At 46.7% G+C, this 25,847-nt stretch carries 20 protein-coding genes; 12 read left to right on the top strand and 8 right to left on the bottom strand.

The genetic code is table 11. The features are described from left to right. Nucleotides 1–3 precede the first annotated feature (3 nt). Nucleotides 4–2,079 carry an abortive infection protein gene (locus QUA45_RS18825; protein ID WP_333221827.1) on the top strand — a complete coding sequence of 692 codons (2,076 nt, stop codon included), beginning with the start codon at nucleotides 4–6 and terminating at the stop codon, nucleotides 2,077–2,079. A gap of 157 nt (nucleotides 2,080–2,236) precedes the next feature. Here the strand turns inward: QUA45_RS18825 and QUA45_RS18820 are convergent, their stop codons facing one another. The 4 genes from QUA45_RS18820 to QUA45_RS18805 form a co-directional block, all read right to left on the bottom strand. Beyond that, nucleotides 2,237–3,409, bottom strand: coding sequence for a DUF4335 domain-containing protein (locus QUA45_RS18820; protein WP_333221826.1), 1,173 nt, complete (start codon nucleotides 3,407–3,409; stop codon nucleotides 2,237–2,239). A gap of 3 nt (nucleotides 3,410–3,412) precedes the next feature. Continuing rightward, nucleotides 3,413–4,018: a DUF3038 domain-containing protein gene (locus QUA45_RS18815; RefSeq protein ID WP_333150079.1), complete on the bottom strand. Its 606-nt coding sequence runs from the start codon at nucleotides 4,016–4,018 to the stop codon at nucleotides 3,413–3,415. A gap of 297 nt (nucleotides 4,019–4,315) precedes the next feature. Then, on the bottom strand, nucleotides 4,316–4,852 hold the full coding sequence (locus QUA45_RS18810) for a hypothetical protein (RefSeq protein WP_333221825.1): 537 nt from the start codon (nucleotides 4,850–4,852) through the stop codon (nucleotides 4,316–4,318). Between the two features lie 104 nt (nucleotides 4,853–4,956). After that, nucleotides 4,957–7,161, bottom strand: coding sequence for a cation:proton antiporter domain-containing protein (locus tag QUA45_RS18805; protein ID WP_333221824.1), 2,205 nt, complete (start codon nucleotides 7,159–7,161; stop codon nucleotides 4,957–4,959). Nucleotides 7,162–7,597: 436 nt separating this feature from the next. Between QUA45_RS18805 and rpsB the strand changes: the two genes are divergently transcribed. The 6 genes from rpsB (at nucleotide 7,598) to QUA45_RS18775 (ending at nucleotide 16,475) form a co-directional block, all read left to right on the top strand. Continuing rightward, nucleotides 7,598–8,428, top strand: coding sequence for a 30S ribosomal protein S2 (gene rpsB / locus QUA45_RS18800; RefSeq protein ID WP_172187021.1), 831 nt, complete (start codon nucleotides 7,598–7,600; stop codon nucleotides 8,426–8,428). A 315-nt stretch (nucleotides 8,429–8,743) separates the two neighbouring features. Beyond that, nucleotides 8,744–9,403, top strand: a complete 660-nt coding sequence (gene tsf / locus QUA45_RS18795) for a translation elongation factor Ts (RefSeq protein ID WP_333061561.1) — start codon at nucleotides 8,744–8,746, stop codon at nucleotides 9,401–9,403. Nucleotides 9,404–9,589: 186 nt separating this feature from the next. Continuing rightward, nucleotides 9,590–10,519, top strand: coding sequence for a hypothetical protein (locus QUA45_RS18790; RefSeq protein ID WP_333221823.1), 930 nt, complete (start codon nucleotides 9,590–9,592; stop codon nucleotides 10,517–10,519). A 143-nt stretch (nucleotides 10,520–10,662) separates the two neighbouring features. Next, on the top strand, nucleotides 10,663–13,176 hold the full coding sequence (gene recG / locus QUA45_RS18785) for an ATP-dependent DNA helicase RecG (protein WP_333221822.1): 2,514 nt from the start codon (nucleotides 10,663–10,665) through the stop codon (nucleotides 13,174–13,176). A 554-nt stretch (nucleotides 13,177–13,730) separates the two neighbouring features. Further along, entirely contained in the window at nucleotides 13,731–15,815 is a 2,085-nt protein-coding gene (gene fusA / locus QUA45_RS18780) for an elongation factor G (RefSeq protein WP_333150088.1), read from the top strand. Between the two features lie 123 nt (nucleotides 15,816–15,938). Then, complete coding sequence (locus QUA45_RS18775; RefSeq protein ID WP_333100238.1) at nucleotides 15,939–16,475, top strand: Uma2 family endonuclease; 537 nt, start codon at nucleotides 15,939–15,941, stop codon at nucleotides 16,473–16,475. A gap of 116 nt (nucleotides 16,476–16,591) precedes the next feature. On the opposite strand, the gene QUA45_RS18770 is transcribed toward QUA45_RS18775, so the two are convergent. Then, nucleotides 16,592–17,710, bottom strand: a complete 1,119-nt coding sequence (locus tag QUA45_RS18770) for an HNH endonuclease (protein ID WP_333221821.1) — start codon at nucleotides 17,708–17,710, stop codon at nucleotides 16,592–16,594. 216 nt (nucleotides 17,711–17,926) lie between these two features. Between QUA45_RS18770 and QUA45_RS18765 the strand changes: the two genes are divergently transcribed. Next, the gene (locus QUA45_RS18765; protein ID WP_333221820.1) at nucleotides 17,927–18,361 is read left to right on the top strand and encodes a hypothetical protein; all 435 of its coding nucleotides are present in this window, start codon (nucleotides 17,927–17,929) and stop codon (nucleotides 18,359–18,361) included. 123 nt (nucleotides 18,362–18,484) lie between these two features. On the opposite strand, the gene QUA45_RS18760 is transcribed toward QUA45_RS18765, so the two are convergent. Then, complete coding sequence (locus QUA45_RS18760; protein ID WP_333221819.1) at nucleotides 18,485–19,867, bottom strand: UDP-N-acetylmuramoyl-tripeptide--D-alanyl-D-alanine ligase; 1,383 nt, start codon at nucleotides 19,865–19,867, stop codon at nucleotides 18,485–18,487. 409 nt (nucleotides 19,868–20,276) lie between these two features. Here QUA45_RS18760 and QUA45_RS18755 point away from each other — a divergent pair, with 409 nt between their 5' ends. Both QUA45_RS18755 and QUA45_RS18750 read left to right on the top strand, forming a co-directional pair. Beyond that, nucleotides 20,277–21,557, top strand: a complete 1,281-nt coding sequence (locus tag QUA45_RS18755) for a hypothetical protein (RefSeq protein ID WP_333100232.1) — start codon at nucleotides 20,277–20,279, stop codon at nucleotides 21,555–21,557. A 287-nt stretch (nucleotides 21,558–21,844) separates the two neighbouring features. Next, complete coding sequence (locus QUA45_RS18750; RefSeq protein ID WP_333221818.1) at nucleotides 21,845–22,171, top strand: RNA-binding protein; 327 nt, start codon at nucleotides 21,845–21,847, stop codon at nucleotides 22,169–22,171. 227 nt (nucleotides 22,172–22,398) lie between these two features. On the opposite strand, the gene clpS is transcribed toward QUA45_RS18750, so the two are convergent. Beyond that, entirely contained in the window at nucleotides 22,399–22,680 is a 282-nt protein-coding gene (clpS, locus tag QUA45_RS18745) for an ATP-dependent Clp protease adapter ClpS (RefSeq protein ID WP_015178019.1), read from the bottom strand. Between the two features lie 287 nt (nucleotides 22,681–22,967). On the opposite strand from clpS, the gene QUA45_RS18740 reads away from it, so the two are divergent. Next, entirely contained in the window at nucleotides 22,968–23,570 is a 603-nt protein-coding gene (locus QUA45_RS18740; protein WP_333035210.1) for a DUF3172 domain-containing protein, read from the top strand. Nucleotides 23,571–23,755: 185 nt separating this feature from the next. On the opposite strand, the gene QUA45_RS18735 is transcribed toward QUA45_RS18740, so the two are convergent. Beyond that, complete coding sequence (locus QUA45_RS18735; RefSeq protein WP_333221817.1) at nucleotides 23,756–25,039, bottom strand: AMIN domain-containing protein; 1,284 nt, start codon at nucleotides 25,037–25,039, stop codon at nucleotides 23,756–23,758. A gap of 138 nt (nucleotides 25,040–25,177) precedes the next feature. Here QUA45_RS18735 and QUA45_RS18730 point away from each other — a divergent pair, with 138 nt between their 5' ends. Next, nucleotides 25,178–25,735 (top strand): NUDIX hydrolase, encoded by a 558-nt coding sequence (locus tag QUA45_RS18730; RefSeq protein ID WP_333221816.1) that lies wholly within the window; start codon nucleotides 25,178–25,180, stop codon nucleotides 25,733–25,735. Nucleotides 25,736–25,847 lie beyond the last annotated feature (112 nt).

The raw sequence follows: 25,847 nt of genomic DNA, 5'->3' as shown, positions 1-25,847 counted from the left end.
ATTATGGCGGCATTTTCTTTGATCGGGCCAACAATTTTTTTAGTATCAGGTCAGTCTTTCAACCAATTCATTTTGACCTTGGGGCTGATTATTTTAGCTGTTGTTTTTGGTTTAACAGCGTTTATTTTTATTCGCATTTTTCTAAATTGGTTGCAGGTAAAATTCGAGAACTATCACCTCTTTAGACGCTCGCCCCTAAGAAACAATGGTCATTTAACCGCTAACATTGCACAACCGGAAAATGTTTTTTTAGAACCCCGATTTGTAGAAAGTGATGGAAATTTAACTGCTACTATTTTTGGAGGAAAAAGCGATATTTCAATAGCTTTTGAGCCGGAGACTATCTGCGAAAATTCAGCATCCGTTTCCTATCTCTACAAACCTATCGCCCTTTGGCACGGGCGCTTAATTTTGCCATCAAACGAACAGCGCCATCCTTACGGTACAGTTTTGTTGGAAGTAATAAATGCCCCAAAAAAATATAAAAATTTCATTGGCAAAACAGCATTTTTGAAGTGGAGTACAAATCGCGAAGTACAGTTTTTTGTCCATGCAGTCAGTCAAGATATAAACTTCACACAAGAAACTAAAAAAAGTCAAAAATCTGGCAATATCCATCCAGAGAGATTGAACGGCTGGCGAAATGTCGGCCCTTTAGAAACTCTAGCAGGTAGCCGACTAGAAGACAGCGTGACTGTGATGCTACGCAGGCCCGTGATTGCGATTAATTATAGCAGCAGCGATCGCCAGGAACTCACGATCGATCGCGAGCCAGTACAAATTATCGGACGTTTCTGCGCCTTAGTATCAATTTTACAGCGAAAAGAACCCGACAGCGACAAATTTATTGTTCGGCATTTCAACAAAACATCTCAACAATTTGACGGCGCCGCCGAAATTATTCGGATTCCACAAATACAGCCAGACAAAAATGGCGTAGCGAGGTCTACCAATCACCTGATCGAACAATCGCCATTAAATCCAGACGGCTGGTATATTTACGGCGAAAGAGACGAAGACAGTATATTTGTAGTGCAGGCAATCGAACCCCGCAAAATTGCCCAATTAACACCAGATGAAACACATTTAGGACTGAAAAAATCTCTCGCTTATTTAAACAGTAAAAATTGGGAAAATACACCAGCCCAAAAAGGGCAAGTAAAAAGAGTATTGTTAACCCCGAATGATGGTATAGAAAACGCTTCCATCTCTCCTTGGCAAGAAGGAGATATCGGGATAGTGATTCACAGTTTCGGGGGTATCGGTGGCAAAAAAGGCGAACGGCCACCGCTGGGAATTGTCACCGGACATTTTGCTTTCGGAGTAGCAAAAGTGGTGCGCGATCGCTTTACCAGCGAACTGCGTTTTGACATAGAATACAAACAAGTTTACGCCCACAATCCCGACGGAATTGTCGCAGGTTCCAGCAAATGGCAAAGCTATATGGGAGACTTGCAGCGCGGCTGGTTGGGCGATCGCCCGGTTTGCGATATCATCTGTAAATTAGACTGCGTGTGTTGCGACTACGATTTTGACGGCATCACCTTGTCGCCTTTAACCGAATTAAACCAGCAACTAGATATCATGATGGCCCGCTACCGCAGCGGAGACGGCACCGGTGCAAGTTTAGTCACGCCAGCAACTTCTTGCGTCCAAGATTCAAGTCAGGCAATTTACGCGACAATTAAAAAAATTACTTCCGAAATAGAGTCAAATCCTCAGATTCAAGACTGGCTAAAAACACATCCTACCCACGCACAAACCCAAAGGTTTCACCAGCTAGTAGCATTAGGAGAGAGTTTAGAAAAAGTATTAATGCCCCTGGGTATTGTTCGTCCAGATTGGCGCAAAAATTCGAGATTAGCGGGGATTGATTCTGAACTGAAAAAAACCTTTTTTGTGGGTATAGCAAACCTGATAAAAGCTGCTATTAGTTACCGAACAATGTTGCCCAGGCGCACCCAAGATGAAATCGCCAAAGTTTTATTAAAACAGGGAGCATTTTTGTGGATAATTCGCACCAATCAAGTTGGGGGATTTGACCCAGATATTGAACCGATCGCACCAACAGGGCTTTGAATCATATCAAATCCGGGTTAGAAACCCCTTGATAAGAATCGGCGGTTAAAACCGATCCTACACAAACTTTCGTCCTAGCAGAGAGGGACTAAAGAATAAAAGGGGCATGAAAACGGGATTTTGTATCAGTCAACCGTCAACAGTCAACAATCAACCTTTACCAAGGACTGACTTGAACAGTGCCGTCTGGTGCCAAAACTACACGGAAATCAGCCAGCGCTTCCGCAGGTGGCCTGCTGCCAACCGGTTTGTAAAGCAACTCGGACAACGGCGTTTCGGATCTCTCGACTGCTGCCGAATTCTCCGACTTGTAACCGACAATCGCCCCGTCTTGGGCCACACTCACCCGATAAACCAACTCCGCATCAACCGGAGGCTGATTCTTCACAACTCCGTCAATTTGCTGAGCAACTTTGCCCCTCAAAAGCTCAATTTGCGCTGGATCGGTAATTGGCAAACTTGCTGCATCAGGGCTTGCCAAACCTTCAGCAACAGGACTGGGCGTGCTTTCCGGCGAAGTACTCGACTGCGGTGTGGCGCTAGGTGAAGCGTCCGGCTGCGGCGCAGGGCTCGGAGTCGGCGAAATCGACTCAGCGTTCGGAGTTGGAGTCCCAGGCAGCAAACCGCCCGCAGGGGGCGTGGGATTGGGATTCGGGGAACCAGATCCGCCCGGATTCGGCGTCCCCTGATTCTGGCCCGCGGGATTGGGCTGCGGCACCGGATCTCTCTGGCGCTGCACTTCGGGGACCGGTACCAAGAAAAATGCCATGGCCGCCAAAGCCAAACTCGACACCCCCACGACAGCAGGCAAACTGCGCTTTGCCAAAGGTTCGGCAGACTTCACGTAACGCCTGGAAATTGGGGTTAATTGCAGCGACAATTCCGGCAGCGTCTGCGTGTCTGCAAAAAACTGATCGATCGCCTCTACCAAGTCAAATAGCTGTACCGTCGTCAAATCTACTTTTGCCGACAGTTCTGTTTTTTGATCGATTTGGGTTGGGCTGCCTGTGGAAGCGGGTAGAACGGTCAATCGGTGTAAGTTCCCGTCAATTCTTTGTAACTGCACCATACCCAAATTCGGGCCGTAGCGATCGGGATAATGCACTCCGCTCATAAATTCTTGAGCGTAGCTGCTGACGGCCCTCACCAAGCTTTCAAAAAAATCTCGTCCCCCGCTTAGGGGCTCGCCAAGACCTGTAACATAGCATTCAGCGCTCATTAATATGGAAAGCACCGGCCGTATATCTAACTGGCTGGCTGCGGAACCATCGCTCAACCCTTCTAGAACCAGGGTGCAATTTGGCAGACTGTACTGACGCCTAATAGTCATTTTTTATTCAACTTCTCCATCAAACAGGCTAACCCAGAAGCGCTGCATTCCGGCTGTGCCTGTACAAAATAGCAGTTTGCTCAACAAGTTCAAAGCTAGTTCGTTGAGCTTGTCGTCAGAATCGTAAGCTGCAACTAGCGATCGCTTGGGGTTCATGCGCGATCTAAAGTGAGCTCGAAAGCGTTCTAAATACTCGGCCAGCGGCTGGTTCTGGTTGAGGGGGAGATTTCTCGATCGCAACTGCTGCGAGTCTAGCAGCAACTGCCGAATTGTGGCGGTTAACTTGCGCGCCATATTACAGGCGATCGCCACCAGCGCTTTTGCCTCCACAATGGTAAGGGAGCGGCGCTGGGTGTAGCGTCTCAGCGGGTTAGTATTCCGCATCAGCCAAAGGGCAACCCGATTTTTGATAATTGATTCCAATTCCAGTTCCTTTGACACGGCCAGCATTTCTTCAGCACCTCCGAGATACAAGGCTTCGATCGCCAGCAACATCAAGTCAATTTGTAATCTGGCTCGGCGGGGACATCCCCCATCGGAAGGCGACAAGTCTGGCAAACTGTCTAAAATTAACGGGTTTGACTGGGTAAGCGAAGTTTCTGACGGCATTAATATCACGGCAACATCCATTCCAAACAAACTATACGGGCACGGGGGGTCTTGAGCAAGACAAATTCTCAACCAAGAACTTCTCTGGGATACTTTATTTTTATCATTGACTTTTAGGTATATTTTCTAATTTAGCAGCAACCGACCGTCACAGGCGAGCTCCAGCGGGAGTTCATCGCCCATTCCCCCAACCCCGCCGCCACTTTGTGATTCCTTGCTTCATTAGGGGAGAAGGGGAGAGTCAGAAAGCCACAAAGAATTACCCATTTCCCATTGCTTATTTCCTATTGGGATCGATCAATGTTCCTGCTTCTGGGGTTTCGTGGCTGCTTCTCTTTGAGCCATAAAATCACTAGCCGCCGCCTTATCAGTTAGGCTAATTTTTCCCTTGAGGCTATCTTGCTCCACAATTGCGCGCATTTTAACAGAACTGTTTTGACCGGTTGCGGTGGAGTCGCTGCAACCAGCTAAATTAGCAACCGCACCCGACAAGTTCAATCCTTGAGTTTCCCATTTACCAAATAGAGAAGGTCTCTCCTCGGCTGTTTTTTCCCTGCCCTCCCTGCTGCCCGATCGCAAATTACCGCTCAAATAAACACCCGATTGCTCGATTGTCAATACCAAAACATCAGATTTCAGACATTCGGGCAAACTTTTAGGATCGAAGCGATAATTTCCCGCAATTGCCGGAGGAGCCTTTAAATTTGCTTCCCCATAAGCGGTTACTACTTTAAACAGCAGTGAAACTAATCCGATCGCAATCCCGTAAAATGCCAGCGATTTGAGGCTTAAATGATTCATCATCTTAGTAATTAGTAATTGGAAATTGGGCATTGGTCATTGGGCATTGGGCATTGGGCATTGGGCATTGGTACTAACTCACCAATAACCAATAACCAATAACTAATAACAACTGCCAACAGTCAACAGTCAACTGACTACATTTGAGGAAGTACCGATGCCAAGTGCGATCGCACTTTAACGTAGCACCGCGCAATCAGCAGCGAAGAATGACACTGCACAGCCAATTCATCAGTATACTGTCCCAAAGTTTGGCGCTCAATTCCCCACTCCCGACTCGTACCTGCAATAGTCAAATCAGCATTAGCAGAAGCCGCTACTACTGCTTGAATTGGCTCAGCAGCCTCCACAATCGGAGTTTCAATGCGCGATCGCACATCAACCGGTAACTGATCCATCACTCGCTGAAACTCGTAACTCAGCTCGTTTCCAGCTTCCCCGTCAACCGCCACCCGCAGCACCGTCAAACGGCGATCCTCGCTATTAACTAACAGTCTCAGCGCCAATTCTAAACCCAAATCATCGTGAATGTTTGCTGCGTAAGGTACTAACAATTTATTCAACGTTTCCCGACCTCTGTCAACAAAAATTGCTACATCCACTTTAGCGTTGCTGAGAATTTGGCCGACACGTCCTCCCAAACGGTTGCTGCTAAAAGTAGGTCTGTGCCATCCTACTAAAATCAAATCCGCGCGATCTATTGTCGCAATTTGTGCCGTCTCCCTCGCTACATCATTAGTAACCCGAATGATGGGATGTACGAATTTTTGTGCCTCCGGCAGTTCCAAACTCTCAATCAATTCTGATAATTTCGAGCGGCGCTCTTGAATAATGCGATCGGCTTCCGCCGGCGTACTTTCAAAAGCATAGTCATCATTTAATTCTATCAAACTCAGAGGATGAACCGCCGCCGACTTTAAATCATCACCACCCATACCAGCAGCCGGCTGCGCCAGCGCTACCGCTAGTCGCAGTAAACCTTTCTGCGTGCTGGGATTGGCAACCGGTACTAAAATTCGATAAGTTGGCAGCAATTTGTTAGCAGTTTCTTCGCTGCTTTCCGCGAATTCTGAACGTTCTAATTCTGAATCCTCAGAGTTAAACTCAGAAATATCTAACCTAATTAACCGTTTTGGATAAGTCCACTCCAACAGTGGTGAAGTCATAAAAGTTGTCACTAAAGCCATGATGACTAACATCGTAAATAGCAGCGGGGAAATGACACCCAAGGAAAGACCGATATTCAGCACAATTAGTTCAGTCAAACCGCGAGTATTCATCAGCCATCCCAAGGCTGAAGCTTCGCGGTTGTTGATGCCACAAACTTTGGCAGCAACGTAAGTGCCGACGTACTTGCCGACAATGGCTACTCCCAAAACTGCGGCGCACAGCAGCCACAATTCGGGACTGTTGAGCAAGCCGATTTGAGTCCGCAAGCCGCTGTAAGCAAAAAATATCGGCAGCAGAAATATTAGTACAAAGTCTTCGGTTTTTTCTGCTAATTCTCTGGTTAATCCCGCATTTTTCGGCATGGCAGCACCTAGCAAAAATGCACCAAAAATTAAATGAATGCCGATTAATTCAGTAATTAAGGCAGAAGCTACAACTCCCATGTAAATGCCGGAAAGAACTAATTGTGTTAATCTGCCAGTGCGGTTGTAGTGCTTGGAAAGCCGCTGCAAGAACCAGCGGACTACAGTCAGCATGAAACCGATGTAAATTAAAGACTCAATAATTGTCGGCAAAGCACCGATCATCGAATTAGTACGAGTAACTGCGATCGCCACTGCTAACAAACACCACGCCGTTACGTCATCTACCGCAGCGCAAGTCAGGGCCAGCGTCCCCAATTTTGTATTCTGCAAGTTGTGTTCTGTAATAATTCTTGCTAGCACCGGAAAGGCAGTAATTGACATTGCAGCGCCCAAAAATAGGGCAAATGCTGTAAACGAAACGCTATTATTTGAAACGATGGGATACAGCAGCAGCGCTAGCAAGCTTCCTAGAGAAAACGGCACTAGAATGCTGACGTGGGAAGTTAAAATCGCTATATCTAAATTGCTTTTGAGATACTTTGGATTCAGTTCCAAACCAATCAAAAACATGAAAAATATTAGCCCCACCTCAGATAACACGTTGAGGAAGGGAACGGCTTCGGCTGGAAAAAGTGCTGTTGCGGTGGCTGGTGCAACTAAGCCAAACAGAGAAGGCCCAAGCATAATTCCTGCTACAATTTCTCCAATGACTTGAGGTTGTTTGATCGCTCGAAATCCTAAACCTACAAGTCTCGAAAGTGCAATGACAATTAGAACTTCAAGCAGAACGAGAATGGGTATGGGCATGGCGTTTTTAGCTTTGGGATTTTTGCGGATAGAGAGGGCAGGCTAATAAAGTTGACTGGATTGCCGAGAAAAAAATGGATGCCGCCAGCTCGATCGAAGGTAGAAGGCACAAGAGGCGCACCAACAACGCCATTCTCTCACAAGCGAACAAAGGCTTTGGCAACCTCCCACCTAGATTTTTCGTTTTTAAGAAGCGCTTGCGAGTAACTCTAACCGCATCGTGCACACCCCACACCCAACCCTCCCATTAAATCTCACATCTGGCTGCCAAGCCAACCCTACGGATATCAGATTGTCAGAAAAAGTAGCGCGCGCTGTGATAAACTAGAAAAGTTGTTTAAATTCGCACATCCGGGTTTTCGGGTGTTTCGAGGGCGCAAACCTTCAGAAATACGACCGGGTGGAGGATTAACCCGAATCAGGAGTTAAAAATACAATGCCAGTAGTCAGTTTGGCTCAAATGTTAGAGTCAGGGGTTCACTTCGGACACCAAACCCGTCGGTGGAACCCTAAAATGTCTCCCTACATTTTTACAGAGCGCAACGGGGTTCACATCATTGACCTCGTGCAAACCGCTCAGCTTATGGAAGACGCCTACGAGTACATGAGAGTTGCCTCAGAAAAAGGCAAAAAGTTTTTGTTCGTGGGTACGAAGCGCCAAGCTGCAGGGATTGTAGCCCAAGAAGCTCAACGCTGCGGTGCTTATTACGTCAACCAGCGCTGGCTGGGGGGAATGCTCACCAACTGGACGACGATTAAGTCCCGCGTGGAGCGGCTCAAGGATTTGGAGCGCCGCGAGGAAATCGGCGCCCTCGATTTATTGCCGAAAAAAGAAGCTTCGGTACTGCGCCGAGAAATGGCAAAACTCCAGAAATATCTGGGCGGGATTAAATCTATGCGGAAGATTCCCGACGGAGTGGTTCTGGTAGACCAACGCCGCGAGTATAATGCGGTGTTGGAATGCCAAAAGTTGGGAATTCCGATCGTCTCTCTGTTGGATACCAACTGCGACCCGGATTTGGTTGACATTGCGATTCCGGCGAATGACGATGCTATTCGATCGATCAAGCTGATAGTCGGCAAGTTGGCTGATGCCATCTACGAAGGTCGTCACGGTCAGCAGGGCGGCGACTCTGAGGAAGACTACGACTACGACGGTGGTTACGAAGGCGCTGAATATGATGTCGAAATCGAAGAATTGGATGACCCCGATTATGTAGATCCCGACGACGCTGCTGAGGCCGAAGGCGAAGAAACCGAGAGCTAGTATTGCCCTCGGAATCTGACATCAGGAAATTAAAAATTAAAGATTGAAAATTAAAAATAATTATTATTTTTAGTTGGATATTTTTAATTTTTAATTGTACATAGCACGAGTCTAAGTCATTAGTAGAACTCTGGCAAAAGCATTCATTGTGTCAGGGTCAGAATTAATTCTGGCGCTACACCTACAAAGTCGATACTAATATCGACTGGGTATTTCTTCACTCTGGTCTAATCATTAACATTAAAATTAGTGACTGATGACTAATGACTGATGACTAATGACTAATAACTAATTTTGATTGGGAACTTAAAGAAGATGGCGGACATATCTGCAAAACTTGTTAAAGAACTGCGCGAAAAAACTGGCGCGGGCATGATGGACTGCAAAAAAGCCCTCGTTGAAAACGAAGGCAATATGGAAACATCCATTGAGTGGCTGCGGAAAAAAGGTCTGGCTTCGGCAGGTAAAAAAGGTGGACGAGTCGCTTCAGAAGGACTTGTAGGCAGCTACATTCACACCGGCGGTCGCGTGGGAGTGCTGGTGGAAGTTAACTGCGAAACAGATTTTGTGGCACGTCGCGAAGAATTCCAAAAGTTGGTGCGGGATATTGCGATGCAAATTGCAGCTTGCCCGAATGTGGAATACGTGAAAGTTGAAGATATCCCCGCCGAAGTTGTCGAAAGAGAAAAGGCAATTGAAATGGGCAAAGATGACTTGGGCAACAAGCCGGAAAACATCAAAGAAAAGATTGTTCAAGGGCGGATTGAGAAGCGCATGAAAGAGTTATCTTTGATGGATCAGCCTTTTATTAAAGATCAGAATATCTCCGTGGAAGAGTTGGTGAAACAAACGATCGCCCAAATTGGAGAAAATGTCCAAGTGCGCCGCTTCGTGCGTTTTGTCTTGGGCGAAGGCATTGAAAAGGTAGAAGCTAACTTTGCCGACGAAGTGGCAGCCCAAATGGGTGTTCAATAATCCCAAATTAAGATTAAAAATTAAAAATTAAAAATGTGAAAAATCAATTTTTTGCATTTTTAATTTTTAATTTTTACAGGACTTATGGACAAACTATATTTGTAGGGCGTGCAGTGGATACCTTACTACAGATAGCGTAAGGATTTAAAACTCGCGTAAGTCCTATTTTAATTTTATACGAGAGATATGGTGCGACCAAGAGAGCGAATAGAGCAAGATTTGGCAGGACTCGAAGAGTCTTTAGCAGCCTTGAAGTTGGAGTTTAGCAGTACCTACGAAGGTTATTTAACTGCGTTGGGACAAGCGGTGCGGCAGCAGTTAATTTTGGCTTGCTATCACCTTTGCACTCAATCAGTACCTGAGTCGTTTCTCAAGTTGTCCTTCGAGGGAAGGCAAAAAATGCAGCAGTCTGTAAGGGCTTTGGCTGCGGCGTCGGAGGAAAAATTGCGATCGCTGGTGACTGAATCAGAAGCAGAGGAAGAGGAAGAGGAAGAGGAAGAGGAAGAGGAAGAGGAAGACGACTTCGACAAAGACGAAGAGGAAGAAGAGGAAGACGAAGCAGGCGACAAGGAAGAAGACCAAAAGGAAAAAAACCAAGTTTCCGCAATTAACTATCTATTTTCATTGGCAAATTATCAATTGCCAAACGCTAATTCCCCTGAAAGTTTGGCACGGTGGCAAAATAGTATTGAAAAGTCGATCGTCCATATACTCAAGCTGCTTTCTCGCGACACCAACCGCTTGCTGCAACAGTCGGGAATCTTGCCGAGTCAATTGCCAGAACCGGTTCTAGAAGCTGCTTCTGGTGCTGAATCCTCCGGCGACAGCGTTGCCGGGCCGCCTAACTTATTAAACTTAATCATTGAAACCGATGCCTCATCAGCATCGCGAAAATTGGCAGAAACCTTTGGTAGTAGGGCGCTGCACATTACAGCGATTAAACTGCGACTATCGGAAATAGAGTTTGGCGATGCGGGAACCTCGGCTTGGCGCCAGCAAATTCGTAACCTGTCTGTAAAGTTGAACTCGCTGGGCCGCGATTACCAGAAAAAGCAGCGGGAACTCGCTGTGGTGGAGGCTGAGTCGGCTTGGCGATCGAGTTGGTTTGAAGATTAGTCAGTTGTCAGGTGTCAGGTGTCAATTGACAAGTGTCAGTTGTCAGGTGTCTGGAATTCTTGAGCTATGATTAATAACTAATGACTAATGACTAATGACTAATGACTAATTATTAATAACTGATGACTAATAAGTAATGACTGATGACTAATAACCAACCCGAATGGCAGCGATTGCAAAAAGCTCTTTCAGTAGAAGCCGATCGCGGATTTAACGACATTCAAGGCAGTCAATACCGCTTCAGCGAGTTTCTGGGCCTGAGTTTGAGACAGTTGGCAGCTTCTGTGGTGGCTTCGGCGCGCGATCGAGCTAGACAACTAGCCGCTGAATTTGACATCTACCCTCAGAAAGATCTCGAACAGCGCCAACATTCGATCGCCATTACGGTCAGTTTTCTGAGGCAATTGGAGCAAGTTTGGGAACAAGAAACTCGCCACCAGCAAGAACAAGTAGCACAAGTCAGACCCGTAAACGCTAACGCTTCTGAACCAACCGCCCCAGCACTTTCCGTTCCCCGAACAGTACCCCTGAGTACAGCACCCCCACCGCCCAGCCTGACTCTCGACCAACAGTTAACCCGCGTCACCGGCATCGGCCCCGCCAACGGCAACCGCTTGGTAAAACTGGGTTTATACACTATATATGACTTGCTTTACTACTATCCCCGCAACCACATCGACTATGCAAAGCAAGTACAAATTCGCGAGCTAGTAGCCGGGGAAACTGTCACTTTAATCGCAGAAGTAAAGCGCTGCAATTGCTTTTCTAGCCCGAAGAATAAGAAGTTAACCATATTAGAAGTAATTTTAAAAGACCGCACCGGAGAAATAAAAATTAGTCGTTTTTTTGCAGGCCCTCGCTACAGCAATCGCGGTTGGCAAGAATTCAAAAAGCGCGAGTATTGTACTGGTGCGGTGCTGGCAGCTTCCGGGTTGGTGAAGCAGGGTAAATATGGAATTACTTTAGAAAATCCTGAGTTAGAAGTATTAGACGACTCCGGCGGTGCGATCGAATCAATGAAAGTCGGCCGCCTGATACCTGTTTATCCGCTCACGGAGGGGGTGGATGCTGGTTCGGTGAGGCGATCGATTTTGGCTGCAATGCCGGCGGCGAAAATGTTGCCAGAATCGTTACCAGAGGATTTGCGCGAGCGTTACGGTTTAATGGGTTTAGCCGATGCCGTGACTAATATTCACTTTCCGCTCGATCGAGATTGTTTGGCCGCCGCCCGCCGCCGCTTAGTCTTTGACGAATTTTTCTACCTGCAATTAGGACTTTTAAAGCGCCGCCAAACCCAAAGAAAAGCTCAAGCTAGTGCAGTAATCATTCCTAGTGGCAAATTGATCGAACATTTTTATGAAATCTTGCCTTTTGCCTTGACTAATGCTCAGGAAAGAGTCATTAATGACATCCTCAACGATTTAGCTTCGTCGCAACCGATGAACAGATTAGTGCAAGGCGATGTCGGCGCTGGCAAAACCGTAGTAGCTGTCGTGGCAATGCTAGCAGCAATTCAATCCGGTTATCAAGCGGCTTTAATGGCACCGACAGAAGTTTTAGCAGAACAGCATTACCGCAAATTGGTAGGTTGGTTTAACTTGATGCACTTGTCTGTTGAACTGTTAACTGGTTCCACAAAAATAGCCAAGCGCCGAGAAATTCACAACCAGTTAGAAACCGGAGAATTGCCTGTTTTAGTGGGAACTCATGCGCTGATTCAAGATACGGTGAATTTCCATAAATTGGGTTTGGCGGTAATTGACGAACAACACAGATTCGGCGTGCAGCAGCGCGCTAAATTGCAGCAAAAAGGCGAAGCTCCCCACGTTTTGACGATGACGGCAACTCCCATTCCCCGGACGCTGGCGCTGACGCTGCATGGGGATTTAGATGTGAGTCAAATTGATGAACTCCCCCCTGGTAGGCAGGCAATTCAAACAACTGTACTGTCTGCCAAAGAACGCATTCAAGCTTACGATTTGATTCGGCGGGAAGTGGCGAGCGGGCGTCAAGTTTATGTGGTGCTGCCGCTGGTGGAGGAGTCGGAAAAGTTGGATGTGCGATCGGCAATTGAGGAACAAGAGAAACTGCAAAAAAGCGTATTCCCTGAGTTTAAGGTTGGTTTGCTGCACGGTAGAATGAGCAGTGCCGACAAAGACGAAGCAATTTCTAAGTTTCGGGACAAACAAACTGATATTTTAGTATCTACTACTGTGGTCGAAGTAGGAGTAGACGTGCCGAATGCCACGGTAATGCTGATTGAAAATTCTGAGCGTTTTGGACTGTCGCAACTGCACCAGTTGCGGGGTAGAGTCGGTCGGGGCAGCAACCGTTCTTATTGTTTGTTAATGCCCGGTTCCAAAACGGCGGAAGCTATGCAGAGAATGAAGGTTTTAGAACAATCTCAAGATGGCTTTTTTATTGCGGAAATGGACATGAGACTGCGCGGGCCTGGTCAGGTTTTGGGAACTCGGCAGTCTGGTTTGCCGGATTTTGCTTTGGCGAGTTTGGTGGAGGATCAGGAGGTTTTGGAGTTGGCGAGGGCGGCGGCTCAAATGGTAATTGAGAATGATGAAAGTTTGAATCAGTGGCCGGTAGTGCGGGATGAGTTGGAACGGAGATATCAGCGGATGATGAGCGGCTCGATTTTGACTTAGATGGTTTTGAACGCAGCAACGGGATTTTTAATAATATTTTGTAGTGGCGGGTTAAGCAAATATATATCAAATCCGCCAGTTTATTGCTGCACTCACCCACCATCCTCCCCATAGGGCGGTTTATTTGCACCTACTTCTTTAATGTCAGTAACGTCAGAAACTGGTTTTCTTCCCATAAACTCACGTAAAATCCTAGGTTTTTTGTCAGGAAACGCGGTTTATACTTTTTTGCTGAGACTGCTGCAAAATATCAGGTTGATCGAAACGTCAAAAACACGAATTTGTTGGAAACGAGTGCCTCAACCCCAACTACTTTAGGAGAGGATTTTGGCCTTAATCTACGCTATTTTGATAAGGAGCCAGGCTTGGGGTACTTATTCGACCAAGAATCCTTCGCAGGAATGACGAAGAAGTGTCAAAATTAAGATAGTTCTGCCAGAAACAGGGGAAAGGAAATCTAGCCTGTACTGGCGCCTAAGGCAACATTGATTCCTCGCTGGTTACGCTTGCAGGTGGTCGCCGACGGTTCGTCGCATTTAATCTCAACAGTAATTATGAAAGATCTCACTCGTTATCGAAATATCGGCATCTTCGCCCACGTAGATGCTGGCAAGACCACCACAACAGAAAGAATCCTGAAACTGACAGGTAAAATCCACAAAATTGGTGAAGTTCACGAAGGCGCGGCGACTACTGACTTCATGGAACAGGAGCAAGAGCGCGGTATTACGATTCAATCCGCTGCTACCACCTGCTTCTGGAACGACCATCAGCTCAACATCATTGATACTCCCGGACACGTCGATTTTACGATCGAAGTTTACCGTTCTTTGAAGGTTCTCGATGGTGGCATCGGTGTGTTCTGCGGTTCGGGTGGAGTTGAACCGCAATCGGAAACCAACTGGCGCTACGCTAACGATTCCAAAGTCGCTCGCGTCATCTACATCAACAAGCTCGATCGCACCGGTGCAGATTTTTACCGCGTTGTCCAGCAAGTCGATAAAATCCTTGGCGCTAAACCGATGGTAATGGTATTGCCCATCGGCATAGAAGAAAAGTTCTGCGGCGTAGTCGATTTGCTGACCCGCAAAGCCTGGATCTGGGATGACTCCGGCGATCCCATGAACTATACAATTAAAGATGTCCCCGCCGATATGGTCGATGATGTCGAAACTTGGCGCGAAAAGTTGATCGAACTGGCCGTCGAGCAAGACGACACTGTGATGGAACAGTATCTCGAAGGCAACGAGCCGAGCCTCGACGACCTCAAGCGCTGCATTCGCAAAGGTACTCGCGATCGGGCATTTTTCCCCACTTACTGCGGCTCATCGTTTAAAAACAAAGGCGTGCAGTTGGTTCTCGATGCCGTAGTTGACTACCTGCCAAACCCGATGGAAGTCACACCGCAGCCAGAAGTCGATCTCGAGGGCGAGGAAACCGGCGAGTTTGCGATAGTCGATCCCAACAGGCCATTGCGGGCACTCGCGTTTAAGATCATGGACGATCGCTACGGTGCTTTAACATTCACGCGCCTGTACTCAGGTAAGTTGTCCAAGGGCGACACCGTACTTAACACCGCCACAGGCAAAACCGAGCGCATCAGCCGTTTGGTGGAAATGCACGCCAACTCTCGCGAAGAAATTGAATCCGCGCAAGCAGGGGACATTGTGGCGATCGTCGGCATGAAAAACGTCCGCACCGGACACACCATCTGCGACCCCAAAAATCCCGCAACCCTAGAGCCGATGGTATTCCCCGATCCCGTTATTTCGATTTCGGTCAAACCGAAACAAAAAGGCGGCGAAGAAAAAATGGGAGCAGCCCTCACCAAGATGGTGCAAGAAGACCCATCCTTCCACATGGTGACGGATCAAGAAAGCGGCGAAACGATTCTCAAGGGGATGGGCGAGTTACACCTCGACATCAAAGTAGACATTCTCAAGCGCACCCACGGGATCGAAGTAGAAGTCGGCGAACCACAGGTAGCCTACCGCGAGTCGATTACCAAGCGCCTCGAAGACGAATACACCCACAAAAAGCAATCAGGTGGTTCCGGTCAATTTGCCAAAATTGGCTATGTGATCGAGCCTGGTGAGGTTGGAAGCGGCTTCCAGTTTGAGTCGAAAGTGACTGGTGGTAGCGTGCCGAGAGAATATTGGCCAGCGGTCGAAAAAGGCTTTGAAAGCTGCATCGACAAAGGCGTCTTGGCCGGATTCCCCTGCTTGGACTTGAAATTCACCCTACTAGACGGCGGTTTCCACCCCGTTGACTCGTCAGCAATGGCTTTTGAAATTGCTGCCAAAGCGGCCTATCGGCAGTCTCTGCCTAAAGCGGCGCCTCAGTTGCTCGAACCGATTATGAATGTCGATGTATTCACTCCAGATGATTACATGGGCGACGTGATCGGCGACCTCAACCGCCGCCGGGGGATGATGAAATCTCAAGAAACAAGCCAGACAGGAGCACGGATCAAGGCAGATGTGCCGTTGAGCGAAATGTTTGGTTACATTAGCGATTTGCGTACTATGACCTCTGGGCGCGGACAGTTTTCAATGTCCTTCTCGCACTATGCTCCTTGTCCGAATAACATCGCTGAAGAAGTGATTAAGGCGGCAAAAGAGCGTCAAGCCGCGAAGTAGTAGTGCTTTTGACTCCCGGTAGGTGCTATCTGGAGTCAAACAGAACAATTAAATCCCCGACAACTTCTACGAAGTCGGGGATTTAATCTAGATAATAAGTACAGTGAGGTTCGACAAAAAAATATGATTGAGTCGATCGCAACACTTTCACTAACAGACTTCCTCGCTCAACCGGATATTGAATCCTCGCCTGCATGGGAATTTATTCTGGGACGAGCAGTTCAAAAAACTATGCCAACCCTTTTTCATTCGCGACTGCAACACAACTTGGTTAACTATATCAACGATCGGACTGATCGATTTGAAGCGATACCAGAGTTGCGTTGCTTGGTACTTCCCTACTCGCCAGTACCAGATATAGCGATTGTAGCAGGCGATCGGCTTACCGATGAAGACGGACCACTTAACGGCGCACCGGATTGGTTAATTGAAATTCTATCGCCGGATCAAAGCACTTTAAAATTGCAGAATAAGATCCTCCACTGCCTCATTAACGGCACGCAATTAGCATGGCTAATCGATCTCTCTCACCAACAAGTTTGGGTATGGCAGGGTGAGGAGCTACCTATAATCTGTTCGGGTGCAGATATTTTACCAGTTTTAGGTATTCTCCCGGAACTTACGGTTGATGCTGTGATGGCTATGATTCGCCGACAGTAGGCATTTTATTAGAAAACTGGGTTTAAAACCCCGTTGATAGTAATTAGGGTTTGCTGAATATAGCGCATATTGCGTGGTCTGGGTTTGCGATCGGCTTATTCAGGAAGCCCCACATATTAGATAGTAGAATCACGAGCAGACTTCAACAACATCTGGATTTCTTCAAGACTAAATGGTGGTGAACGACGATGAATCATAGCGTGACAATTTGGGCAAACAGGACGCAAATCTTTTATAGGGTCAATTTCATACTCTTCTGCAATTTCTGAAAGGGGTTTTAGATGATGAACATGAATGAAACCTTTTCCTGGTTGTCCAAAAGTTTTGCCAAAATCGAAATCACAAATATAGCAACTTGAACCGTAATAATCAATACATTTTTGCCGAGCTTTAGGCTCTCGTTCATAAGCGTTGACTGAAACTTGCCGTACTGCCCCCTCACGAAATGTTTGTACTGCATCTACTTCATCAGGAAAGAATCTAGTAGTAGTTACAGATTCCTGAACCTGAAGCGGATTTTGCCAATCCCACAAACATTTTAGGTAGTCCTCAAAACGGTCTTCCTCACCAAGATACACATTTATTGCAGCACGAAAGATAGCAAAGAGTTCGACAAAGTTATCAATCACTGGCTGAGCTGCATCTAGGTCTTTAATAGGAAGAACTAGGGATGGACTCTGAATATAAGTACCTTTCCCATCTCGTTCAGGAACTAATTGCAGCTTGTTAATGAACTCCTCATACTCTAAATTTTCATCTTCTTTCGGTGCAATAGTTTCAGAGTAAACTTCATATTCACCCTGATCCAAAATCTGAGTAACATCTTTCAAATGCTTCTTCAGGACTTGAACAATCGGATTCCCTTCTAGTCCTCTTAATCCAAAAAAGTTCACAAATAAACTATCAGAAGTACACTCAAATCTCTGTTGGAAATACCAAGTTCCTTTTATAGTCAAGCCAGCGCTTGCTATTTTGAATGGCTTGGTTTTCTTGGCTCCAGAGCGATGAGCTGGTGTAGTCGTTATTCGACAATCTGAGAGTACATCTGTGCCATAAACTTGGTGAATTTGGTCACAAGCTTGTTTAATGATTATTTTAAGCTTAGGAACAAGTAATTCTTTTAGCTTATCAGCACGCTCTCGATTGTCTTCGACTGAGAAGAGATATTGTTCAGCAGACCCTATCAGTGGCAAGTCAACGATTTGTGACAATCCGGTCTCCTCAACTGAATTCATATCTGCTCTCCGACATTACAAGTCCAACGAAAACTAATCGATATTTTAGCTTTTTTTCGACATATCCTGAAATAGGTCATGCTTCCCCGGCTCCTAAAACTTGTGCTGTGGTGAGTTTGAGCCTTGTAGGGTGCGTCAGTTAGAATACTTACTGGACAAGGGAAACGCTTATGGACTGACGCACCCTACTATCGTCTTTTAAATGCCGAACAGCTTATGACTCAAATAAATCCCGATCGCACTGCTGGTACAATTGCGATCGACGTTTGCGCTCAATCAAACGGGCAGTATCTTTGTCAGATTTCGTCATCTCTGAGCGATCGCCCTGATGATACCATGAATTTTTACGGACAAACGAAAGAACACGCGATCGCGATCGCCCTAGAAAATTTAGCATCTCGCTACCGCCAGCAAGCGGAAGACTCTCAAAATATAGATTGGGATGCGGTGGAAATTTCGGATTCGGGAGTGCCGATTGAAAAGCGTTATCACGTAATTTTGCACTACGAACGAATTGCTAAAGATGAATCTAAGTTTGAGGCAATTCACAATACAATGATGGGAAATACAGTAGTTGAAAATGCCAAAATTTCAATAATTGAGATAGATCCCGATATCGAAATCGAGGCCAGAGGGCTATCAAAATATTGAGCCCTCGGCACTTAGGTGCAGATGGGCATCTTACCCTACGCATCAACGCTCGAAACGTGAGTTTGAGGGGGCGATCGACTAGAAGCGATCGCATAATTTCAAATCCCCAAAATTTATTTTCTATTACTCCCCCGCAAAATCTGCCCTAAACTTCTCCACAACTCGATTCAACTCAACTGAATGAGAAGCTTTAAATAAAATGCGATCGCCCTTTTCGACAAATCCCAACAACCGCTTTGCTAAATCTTCCCGCCCATCCTTGGCTGTAATATCTCCTATCTCCACAAAAAGCAAACCCGCCGCACCCGCAGCCATCGCCGCCGCTTCCTCAAAATCAGCAAAAACAAACAAAGCATCGAGATTCAACTCTCGCGCCGCCCTTCCCACTTGTCGGTGAAATTCGATCGCCCTATCGCCCAATTCCTTCATCGTTCCCAACACCGCAATCCGGCGCTTTCCTGGAGTATCTGCTAACAGTCTCAGGGCCGCCAACATCGACTCCAAACCAGCATTGTAAGTCTCATCCAGAATCACAATATCCTGCGGCAAATCGTAGCGGCGCGCCCTTCCATCCGGTAACTGCACAGACAAACCTTGCTTTAAAACTTCCCAATCAATACCTAAAACTTTTCCTACCGCCAAAGCCGCCAAATAATTTAGAGCATTGTGCCGTCCCGGCAGCGGCAGCGACAATTCTACACCTTCTACTAACATTGTATCATTATTGAGCAATTCTCCGCACAAATCCCCGCCTTCTAAACCATAGGTTAAAGTTTTTCCCTGCCAAACTTTTGCCGCAGTTGCGATTAATCTGTCACCATCGTGATTGAGAATAGCCATGCTATCAGCAGGCATTTCGGCTAACAGTTCGCACTTAGCTTGAGCGATCGCCTCTTCCGAACCCAATCGCCCAATATGCGCCGTTCCTACATTAGTAATTACCGCCACAGTAGGACGCGCCATTTGCGACAGCAGCGCTATTTCGCCACTTCCGCGCATTCCCATTTCAATTACAGCATAATTGTGGGAAGGTGAAAGCTCCAACAAAGTTTTTGGTACGCCAATGTCATTGTTGTAGTTATATTGAGTTTTAAGAACATTTCCCTTCGTTAACAAAACCGCCGCAATTAACTCTTTAACAGTAGTTTTACCTACAGAACCAGTAACAGCAACTATAGGTATACTGAATTGGTCGCGCCACCAACGGGCGATCGATTGGTAAGCTTTTAAAGTATCGTCCACGCGCAATAGCGGAAAATTAGGCAATTCCTCTTCCCAATCTCGATCGACAATTGCTGCTATCGCCCCCAAATCGTGAGCTTTTGCCACAAATTGATGGCCATCAAAAGTGTCTCCCCGCAGTGCCAAAAATACTTCACCCCCCTCAAGAGTGCGCGTATCTGTGGCAATACCTGTCCCCAAAATTGTCGAAACGCCCTCAGACACAGCAGGCAAAGGTACAGATAAAATTTCAGCAAGTTGGGCGATACTTACGCGACAAACCATAACCAGCACTCACATTTCAAATAATTATTTTCACAGCTAATTCTACCTCGCCCAACCTCAAATTTAACTAATAACGGGCTGCGGATCGGGATTGACCTTGAACATCCTAATACGAAATCGTCCGCCCACCAAGAAATTATCCCGTACCTACCCACAATCTTTACCAATACTTTACAAAGTAGATGGTGATTTAAGGCCTTGCTAATTACAAACAATTCATGTCATGCTGGTGTTGATAAATAGTTTAACTAAGCAAAAAATATCGATCGGCTTAAGCTGCTGACAGCTTCTACCCATAAGCCTCATCCGGCGAGAAGCTCGGTTGACTCAATTGTTGCGATTGATTGGCCAATTCATCAAGATAATAGGGCTGAAAGCTCCTACCTCAGCCTCGGAGGGTTAATCCACAGTGAACGACTACAACAGACAAAGCCACGAAGAAGAACAGCTACTTTACAAGCACTGGCTGGAGTTGGTACAACGAGAGCAGCCGGCTGAACTGATCGGCCGCTTTCGCACTTTGTTTATCCAAGGTACCGGATATCCCGATCGCTCGATCGCCGACGCACTTGAAAAAATAGCAGCCTCAAAACACGCCGAACAAGAATTCAAATACATCCTCAACCGCTGCTGCCACATCCTGATCAACCGTTGGCAAACATACCCCAGCAAGCAAGCAGCCATCCCTGAATTGATCGCTGTGTTTGAAGAAGCGCCCAAAATATTATTTGGATACAATCGATCGCGGGGGCGAGGCTCTATCCCCCAATTAGTAAATCAATTTACCGAAAGCGAACAGTACCTCACCCTCCAACGCTTAGCCAAAGTCATAACTCACAGCAATGAAGATAGCAGCAACAGCAAAACCCCTGCTACCCTTGCCCTCGGAACCTTAATTCCCCGTTACCCCTACCTCTACAAACACTGCCTCCTCAGCGACGACAGCACCTACGAACAGCAAAAAATCATTAAAAAAATCCAAGCTCAAAAGCAGCAGCAATTTGAGATCAATCTCTCACAATACGTCGCTCACCAAGTGAGAAAAACCCAAATAGCTCGTCGGGAAACCTCCCTTTCCTTCGGTAGAAATATACAAGTTATAAAAAATCCCACACTTTTGACCGACTCGGAACTATTCTTTGCCCTCAAGCAATTTGTCGGAAAAGTAGAAGGAGCCGATACCTACAGACAGCTAGCGGGCCGTTTCACGGCGAACGCCAGCACACATCAGTCCTACCGCTCCTTTAAAGACGACTTGTACGAATACCTGATTTCTTCTGTCACCGATGAGCGCTACGGCAAACGTCTCTTTAACGAAAAATTGTATAAGCAACTACAAAACACCCTGCCCCACAGCGACGATCAGAAGTTTAACGAATTTTTAATGATCAGAACTTGCAGCCAGTTATTGAACTTTTTAGTAGTGGAGAGTACTGTGCGGCCCAACCACTTTGTCTTCATCGACCTAATCTCAAACCTCGGACCCACCCAAACCACAGGTTTACTGCTGAAAATCGTACTAATTTGTGGCAAAGTCAAGCCCTACCTAGAGAAGCGACTGGCAATTTTGTTCGGTCACTACGAATGCAGTACCCGAGAAGGCGTGGTGTGGTTAGTCAAAGCCCTGGAAAACGTAAACCTAGCTTTGACTACCAACTTTGGCAAGGTGGATGTATCTTTCCTGCGGTGAGAGGGCGCGACATAACTTCTCTGCTTCCACAGCAGGCAAAACATCACACCGATCGAGCAGGTTTCTGAATACCCTAAAAGTTTTACATTATAATCAGAACGACTTAATTAACTCCTGAAAACTACTCAAAAGACGTTATTCTATGTTAAAGTACCTAGTGTGAATCAGATTCAGTTGCAGGCTTTGTTCATTGCTACAGAATTGTCTAAAAACTTGCCCTTCTGTATCGGCAGGGGACTCTCCGAAACTGAAATCTTCGCACTGTCTAAATTTTGGAGTTATTCCTCATGTCGATATACGTCGGTAACTTATCCTACCAAGTTACCCAAGAAGACATCACCACCGTCTTCGCCGAATACGGAACCGTTAAGCGAGTACATCTACCTACCGACAGAGAAACCAGTCGCCCCCGCGGCTTTGGTTTTGTAGAAATGTCCACAGATGCAGAAGAAGATGCAGCCATTAGTGCTCTCGACGGAGCAGAGTGGATGGGTCGCGATCTCAAAGTTAACAAAGCTAAGCCCCGCGAAGATGAAGGTGGCCGGGGCGGCGGCAACCGGGGCGGCGGCCCTGGCAAATTTGGTCGCGCAGGAGGCGGAGGAGGACGTTATTAATTTCCTCGGATAAAGATTTGAGATTGGAGAGTTGAAATTGGTGCGAGAGCTCACCTAGCTCCGAACCACTTCCGGCCGTTCCGAAAAACCTATGCTCTTCAAGTTTCCATATCTACCGCATTAAATATACCAAAAAGCCAAGGGCCTAACCCTTGGCTTTTTGGTATGAGAGTTTACGGTATGATACTGAAATCGGCTGGGCGAATTCGTTGCAGTACCGTCAGGTTTTAATCGTCAGGTTCGATGCTGCTGCTCAATCCGTGATTGTTGAGGGTTTCAGCGTAAAACTCAGCGTGTTCGAGAGCGCAAACAATCACCAATCCCATCCCGTTAGTATGGGCTTCCATCATCACATTTACCGCCTGTGGCTGAGTCAGACTCGGTACCGTCGCCATCAAAGTCTGCACCACGTACTCCATAGGATTGAAATCATCATTGTGCAGCAGAACGCGGTAGCGCGGTGCAAGCTTGCGGACTGTGGAAGGCTTTTGAATAATTTCGACAGACACTAATCTATACCTCCTGACTTGTAAAATGTTAAAATTTGTCAACAATCTTGAGCCGGATTCCTCCGCTGTGCAAGACTATCTCACTTTCAGCTATTTTATTGAAATCTGAAAAATCAGACAAGGCAGCCCCTTGGTCGATCGCGAGCTGTGAACCCAACACCAAACCCACAGGAGGTGTCCTGGGCCCTCCGCAACCACCTTCCTAGCGCCATAATATTAGAAAGGCGAGATCGGTTAAAAATAACAAACTACTACCTGTTGAGTCTCCAGAACTGAGGGAACCTTATATGAAACGCAAACCTAAATCCTACAACGACAGATTCAGCGGCGACCCATCCCGAGGAGATGAAGACTCCGACTACCCCGGCTCCATGGGCGGACAGTCGCGGCGTCAACCTCAGTCCGGCAAACCCTCTTTCCTCAATTCCGCCACCCTAGGAATCTTAACAGCCGTCTTTATTCTGGGAATTGGGATTGGCATTGCCTTTAGCTCCACAGCTACAATTAGCCCAGAGAACGTAGCCTCCCGTGAATTTATCGATCGCAGTGCCCCGAACCCAGAACTTTGCGTGCAGTTTGGAGCAAGCGCGATGGTGACAGATATGCGCCTCTACGTCACCCTCAACCCTTTCAACGTCTACATCTCGCAGCCGAGTATGCGCCCCGGATGCGTCCTGCGAACCAATAACTGGGCAATTCTGGAACAAAGAAAACTCATCAGCCAAGACCAAGTGCGCGATTGTAAAAATCGCATGAACACCTTTGGCTTCACCGGCCCCCTAGAAGCTCAACCCGAAATTAACTGTATCTACCAAAACGACGGCGCTAAAAACCTGTTCCTCAACCAACCGGGTTCGATAGCTCCAACCACTGAAGGTCAAAATTTCTAAATCCCGATATAGCGGTTTTGATTTGAGTGAACTACAGAAATAAAGTAGGGACTTAGGCTAAGCCTAAGTCCCTACTTTATTTCAGAGAATGGAAAACTGCTCTAAGTAAATTTTGAACGAAGAGGTTCGAGAGAAGAAGAAAGTCTTCCTTCTTCCTTCTTCCTTCTTCCTTCTTCCTTCTTCCTTCAAAAACCGAACTGGGGGAAATCTTCGGTTAACTGAACGTGCAAAATTTGGCCGGGTTGAATCGTAGCAGGTTGAGGAGCCGCGACGTAAGTCGTAGCAACACCACCGGCTGCTCCCGCCAACAAACCGATACCGGAAAAGCCGCTCAGCAAGAACAAAGCTAAGCCACCAATACCAGTATTTCGCAACAAACTGCGATCGGAAGGCTGAGCCCGCCGACCTTCCACGGGTTCCGAGCGAGCCACCAGAGGGATATTGCGGCCGTTGAGACTAATAGCTTCCACTACAAATCGACTGCCGAGGTTAGTCGTTTCAAATCGACCGATGACCGGTGTATTAGCAGGTACGATCGTATTGCCAAGACTGTCGAGAATTCCCCCTTGCAGCAGCAGCACTTCCTCTCGGCTGGGCTTCGCACGGGCAAGGCGCAAAGCCCGATCGCCGGGGTAGAGCAAACTGAGTTCCGTTCCCGCCGGCAACAAAACATTCGCCCCAGTCGCAGCCTGCAAAGGAGCATTTGATCGGTCGCGAGGAAGTGGTTCACCAAAAGTAAGCGTGCGCTGTTGGGGTGCAGCAACAGCCGTTATTTGAGGGGCTAGGCGGGGTACAGCAGAAGCTTGTACCCCACGGCGTTCGTCAAGGCGAACATTAACTAAAGGCACTGTTATCGGCCGGATTTGGTCATTTGAACTAGACCGCTGCGAAAAATTTGAACCGGGATTTGGGGAAGTAGGAGGCTCAGGTCGATCGAGCTCTGTGGCAGCAGTTGAGTTGGAATCTGTCGGTGGCTGGTTTTGCGGTACTTGCATTGCAGGCTGGGGTTGAGTTTCGGAAGTTTCCATAATTGGAGTCGGTTCGATCGAAGGACGCAACACCCAGTGATTTTCTACCCCTATTCTTTGGAACTGAACTTTCCCTGCGCTGAAACCGACTCCAGGAGCCAAATTGACCAGAATTCTCGCCGTTCCCGGTTGAAGTTGACTTACCCCCACAGAACGCACTCTGCCTTGTGGGTATAGCTGAGTTGCATCTACTCCGAGCTCAGTATTGGGTAAATCCACAGCAATCTGAGACGGGTTGAGTAGAGAATATGTAGGGGTTGTTCCCTCTGGAAGAGTAATTTCTAACTGATTCGTCGCCGGATCGAATTTCCAACTTGTGACTGTAGAAGCATTTGCTGGTTCTAGTGTTACCGGCACTGTCGCAACTGCGGCAACGACTGCTAGACTCAGACTCAGTGACTCGATCGCCAACAATCCGGGTGCTAGAGAATTAACAGTCAATTTTTGTAAGTATTCCCCAAATCGGGGGAGTAATTTTTTGTATGGCATGGCGGCTAAGTGAAATTTTTGATCTGAAATAGATTATGGATGGGAAAATTGTGCCTTCGGATGACGCTGAAAGTTTAGCATTATGGCGATATGAAAAAATTAACTAAATGGAAATTATTGCGATCGCACTTCGTTCTTAAAAACAAGTGGTGTCAGGTTAGACAAGATGAAATAGAATTGCCAAACGGACAAATTATAGACGACTTTTTTGTTAATGTCCGACCCAATATCGCCCTAATATTTGCCACGACAGAGCAGCAAGAACTTGTATTAGTGCGCCAATACAGGCACGGAGCAGGCGAAATTTTGCTGGAACTGCCTGCTGGATCTTTCAACCCTGCTGAAGAGAGCGGTAAATCGGCAGCCGCCAGAGAACTTGCCGAAGAAACGGGATATGTTGCTGAAGAAATTTTGGAACTAGCAACCTTATATGATAACCCTCTAAAAGACACCAATTCTATCTACCTATACTTTGCTAAAAATGTCAAGCTTGCCAGCAAAATTCAATTAGATATTACCGAAGATATTGAAGTAGTTTTAGTCCCAATTACCGAAGTTTTGGTAAAAATAAAAAACAGAGAAATTTGTGTATCAGGAAGCATCGCAGCTATTTTTTTAGGATTAGAATTTTTGAATAAACAGCGCTAAGGTGCTGTGTGAATAGAACCTTACACGCTGTTTATTGCGCTTTGATCTTAACTCGAAAGAGTGAGAAAATCGAGAGAAGTAATAGTATTATCAGCGCCAAAAACCTGAGCCA

The organism is Microcoleus sp. Pol12A5, assembly GCF_036701435.1.
In the GTDB taxonomy this organism is placed as follows: Bacteria; Cyanobacteriota; Cyanobacteriia; order Cyanobacteriales; family Microcoleaceae; genus Microcoleus.
The sequence above is the reverse complement of the archived record's forward strand: the minus strand, read 5'-3'. Positions and strand labels throughout refer to the sequence as shown.

Excerpts from the sequence above, each read along its gene's own strand:
- QUA45_RS18760 (WP_333221819.1), bottom strand. The coding sequence starts at position 19,867 with ATGGTTTGTCGCGTAAGTATCGCCCAACTTGCTGAAATTTTATCTGTA.
- QUA45_RS18825 (WP_333221827.1), top strand. The coding sequence starts at position 4 with ATGGCGGCATTTTCTTTGATCGGGCCAACAATTTTTTTAGTATCAGGT.
- rpsB (WP_172187021.1), top strand. The coding sequence starts at position 7,598 with ATGCCAGTAGTCAGTTTGGCTCAAATGTTAGAGTCAGGGGTTCACTTC.
- QUA45_RS18790 (WP_333221823.1), top strand. The coding sequence starts at position 9,590 with ATGGTGCGACCAAGAGAGCGAATAGAGCAAGATTTGGCAGGACTCGAA.
- QUA45_RS18805 (WP_333221824.1), bottom strand. The coding sequence starts at position 7,161 with ATGCCCATACCCATTCTCGTTCTGCTTGAAGTTCTAATTGTCATTGCA.
- QUA45_RS18750 (WP_333221818.1), top strand. The coding sequence starts at position 21,845 with ATGTCGATATACGTCGGTAACTTATCCTACCAAGTTACCCAAGAAGAC.
- recG (WP_333221822.1), top strand. The coding sequence starts at position 10,663 with ATGACTAATAACCAACCCGAATGGCAGCGATTGCAAAAAGCTCTTTCA.
- QUA45_RS18765 (WP_333221820.1), top strand. The coding sequence starts at position 17,927 with ATGACTCAAATAAATCCCGATCGCACTGCTGGTACAATTGCGATCGAC.
- QUA45_RS18775 (WP_333100238.1), top strand. The coding sequence starts at position 15,939 with ATGATTGAGTCGATCGCAACACTTTCACTAACAGACTTCCTCGCTCAA.
- QUA45_RS18730 (WP_333221816.1), top strand. The coding sequence starts at position 25,178 with ATGAAAAAATTAACTAAATGGAAATTATTGCGATCGCACTTCGTTCTT.
- QUA45_RS18820 (WP_333221826.1), bottom strand. The coding sequence starts at position 3,409 with ATGACTATTAGGCGTCAGTACAGTCTGCCAAATTGCACCCTGGTTCTA.
- QUA45_RS18770 (WP_333221821.1), bottom strand. The coding sequence starts at position 17,710 with ATGAATTCAGTTGAGGAGACCGGATTGTCACAAATCGTTGACTTGCCA.
- QUA45_RS18815 (WP_333150079.1), bottom strand. The coding sequence starts at position 4,018 with ATGCCGTCAGAAACTTCGCTTACCCAGTCAAACCCGTTAATTTTAGAC.
- fusA (WP_333150088.1), top strand. The coding sequence starts at position 13,731 with ATGAAAGATCTCACTCGTTATCGAAATATCGGCATCTTCGCCCACGTA.
- QUA45_RS18740 (WP_333035210.1), top strand. The coding sequence starts at position 22,968 with ATGAAACGCAAACCTAAATCCTACAACGACAGATTCAGCGGCGACCCA.
- QUA45_RS18810 (WP_333221825.1), bottom strand. The coding sequence starts at position 4,852 with ATGCCCAATTTCCAATTACTAATTACTAAGATGATGAATCATTTAAGC.
- tsf (WP_333061561.1), top strand. The coding sequence starts at position 8,744 with ATGGCGGACATATCTGCAAAACTTGTTAAAGAACTGCGCGAAAAAACT.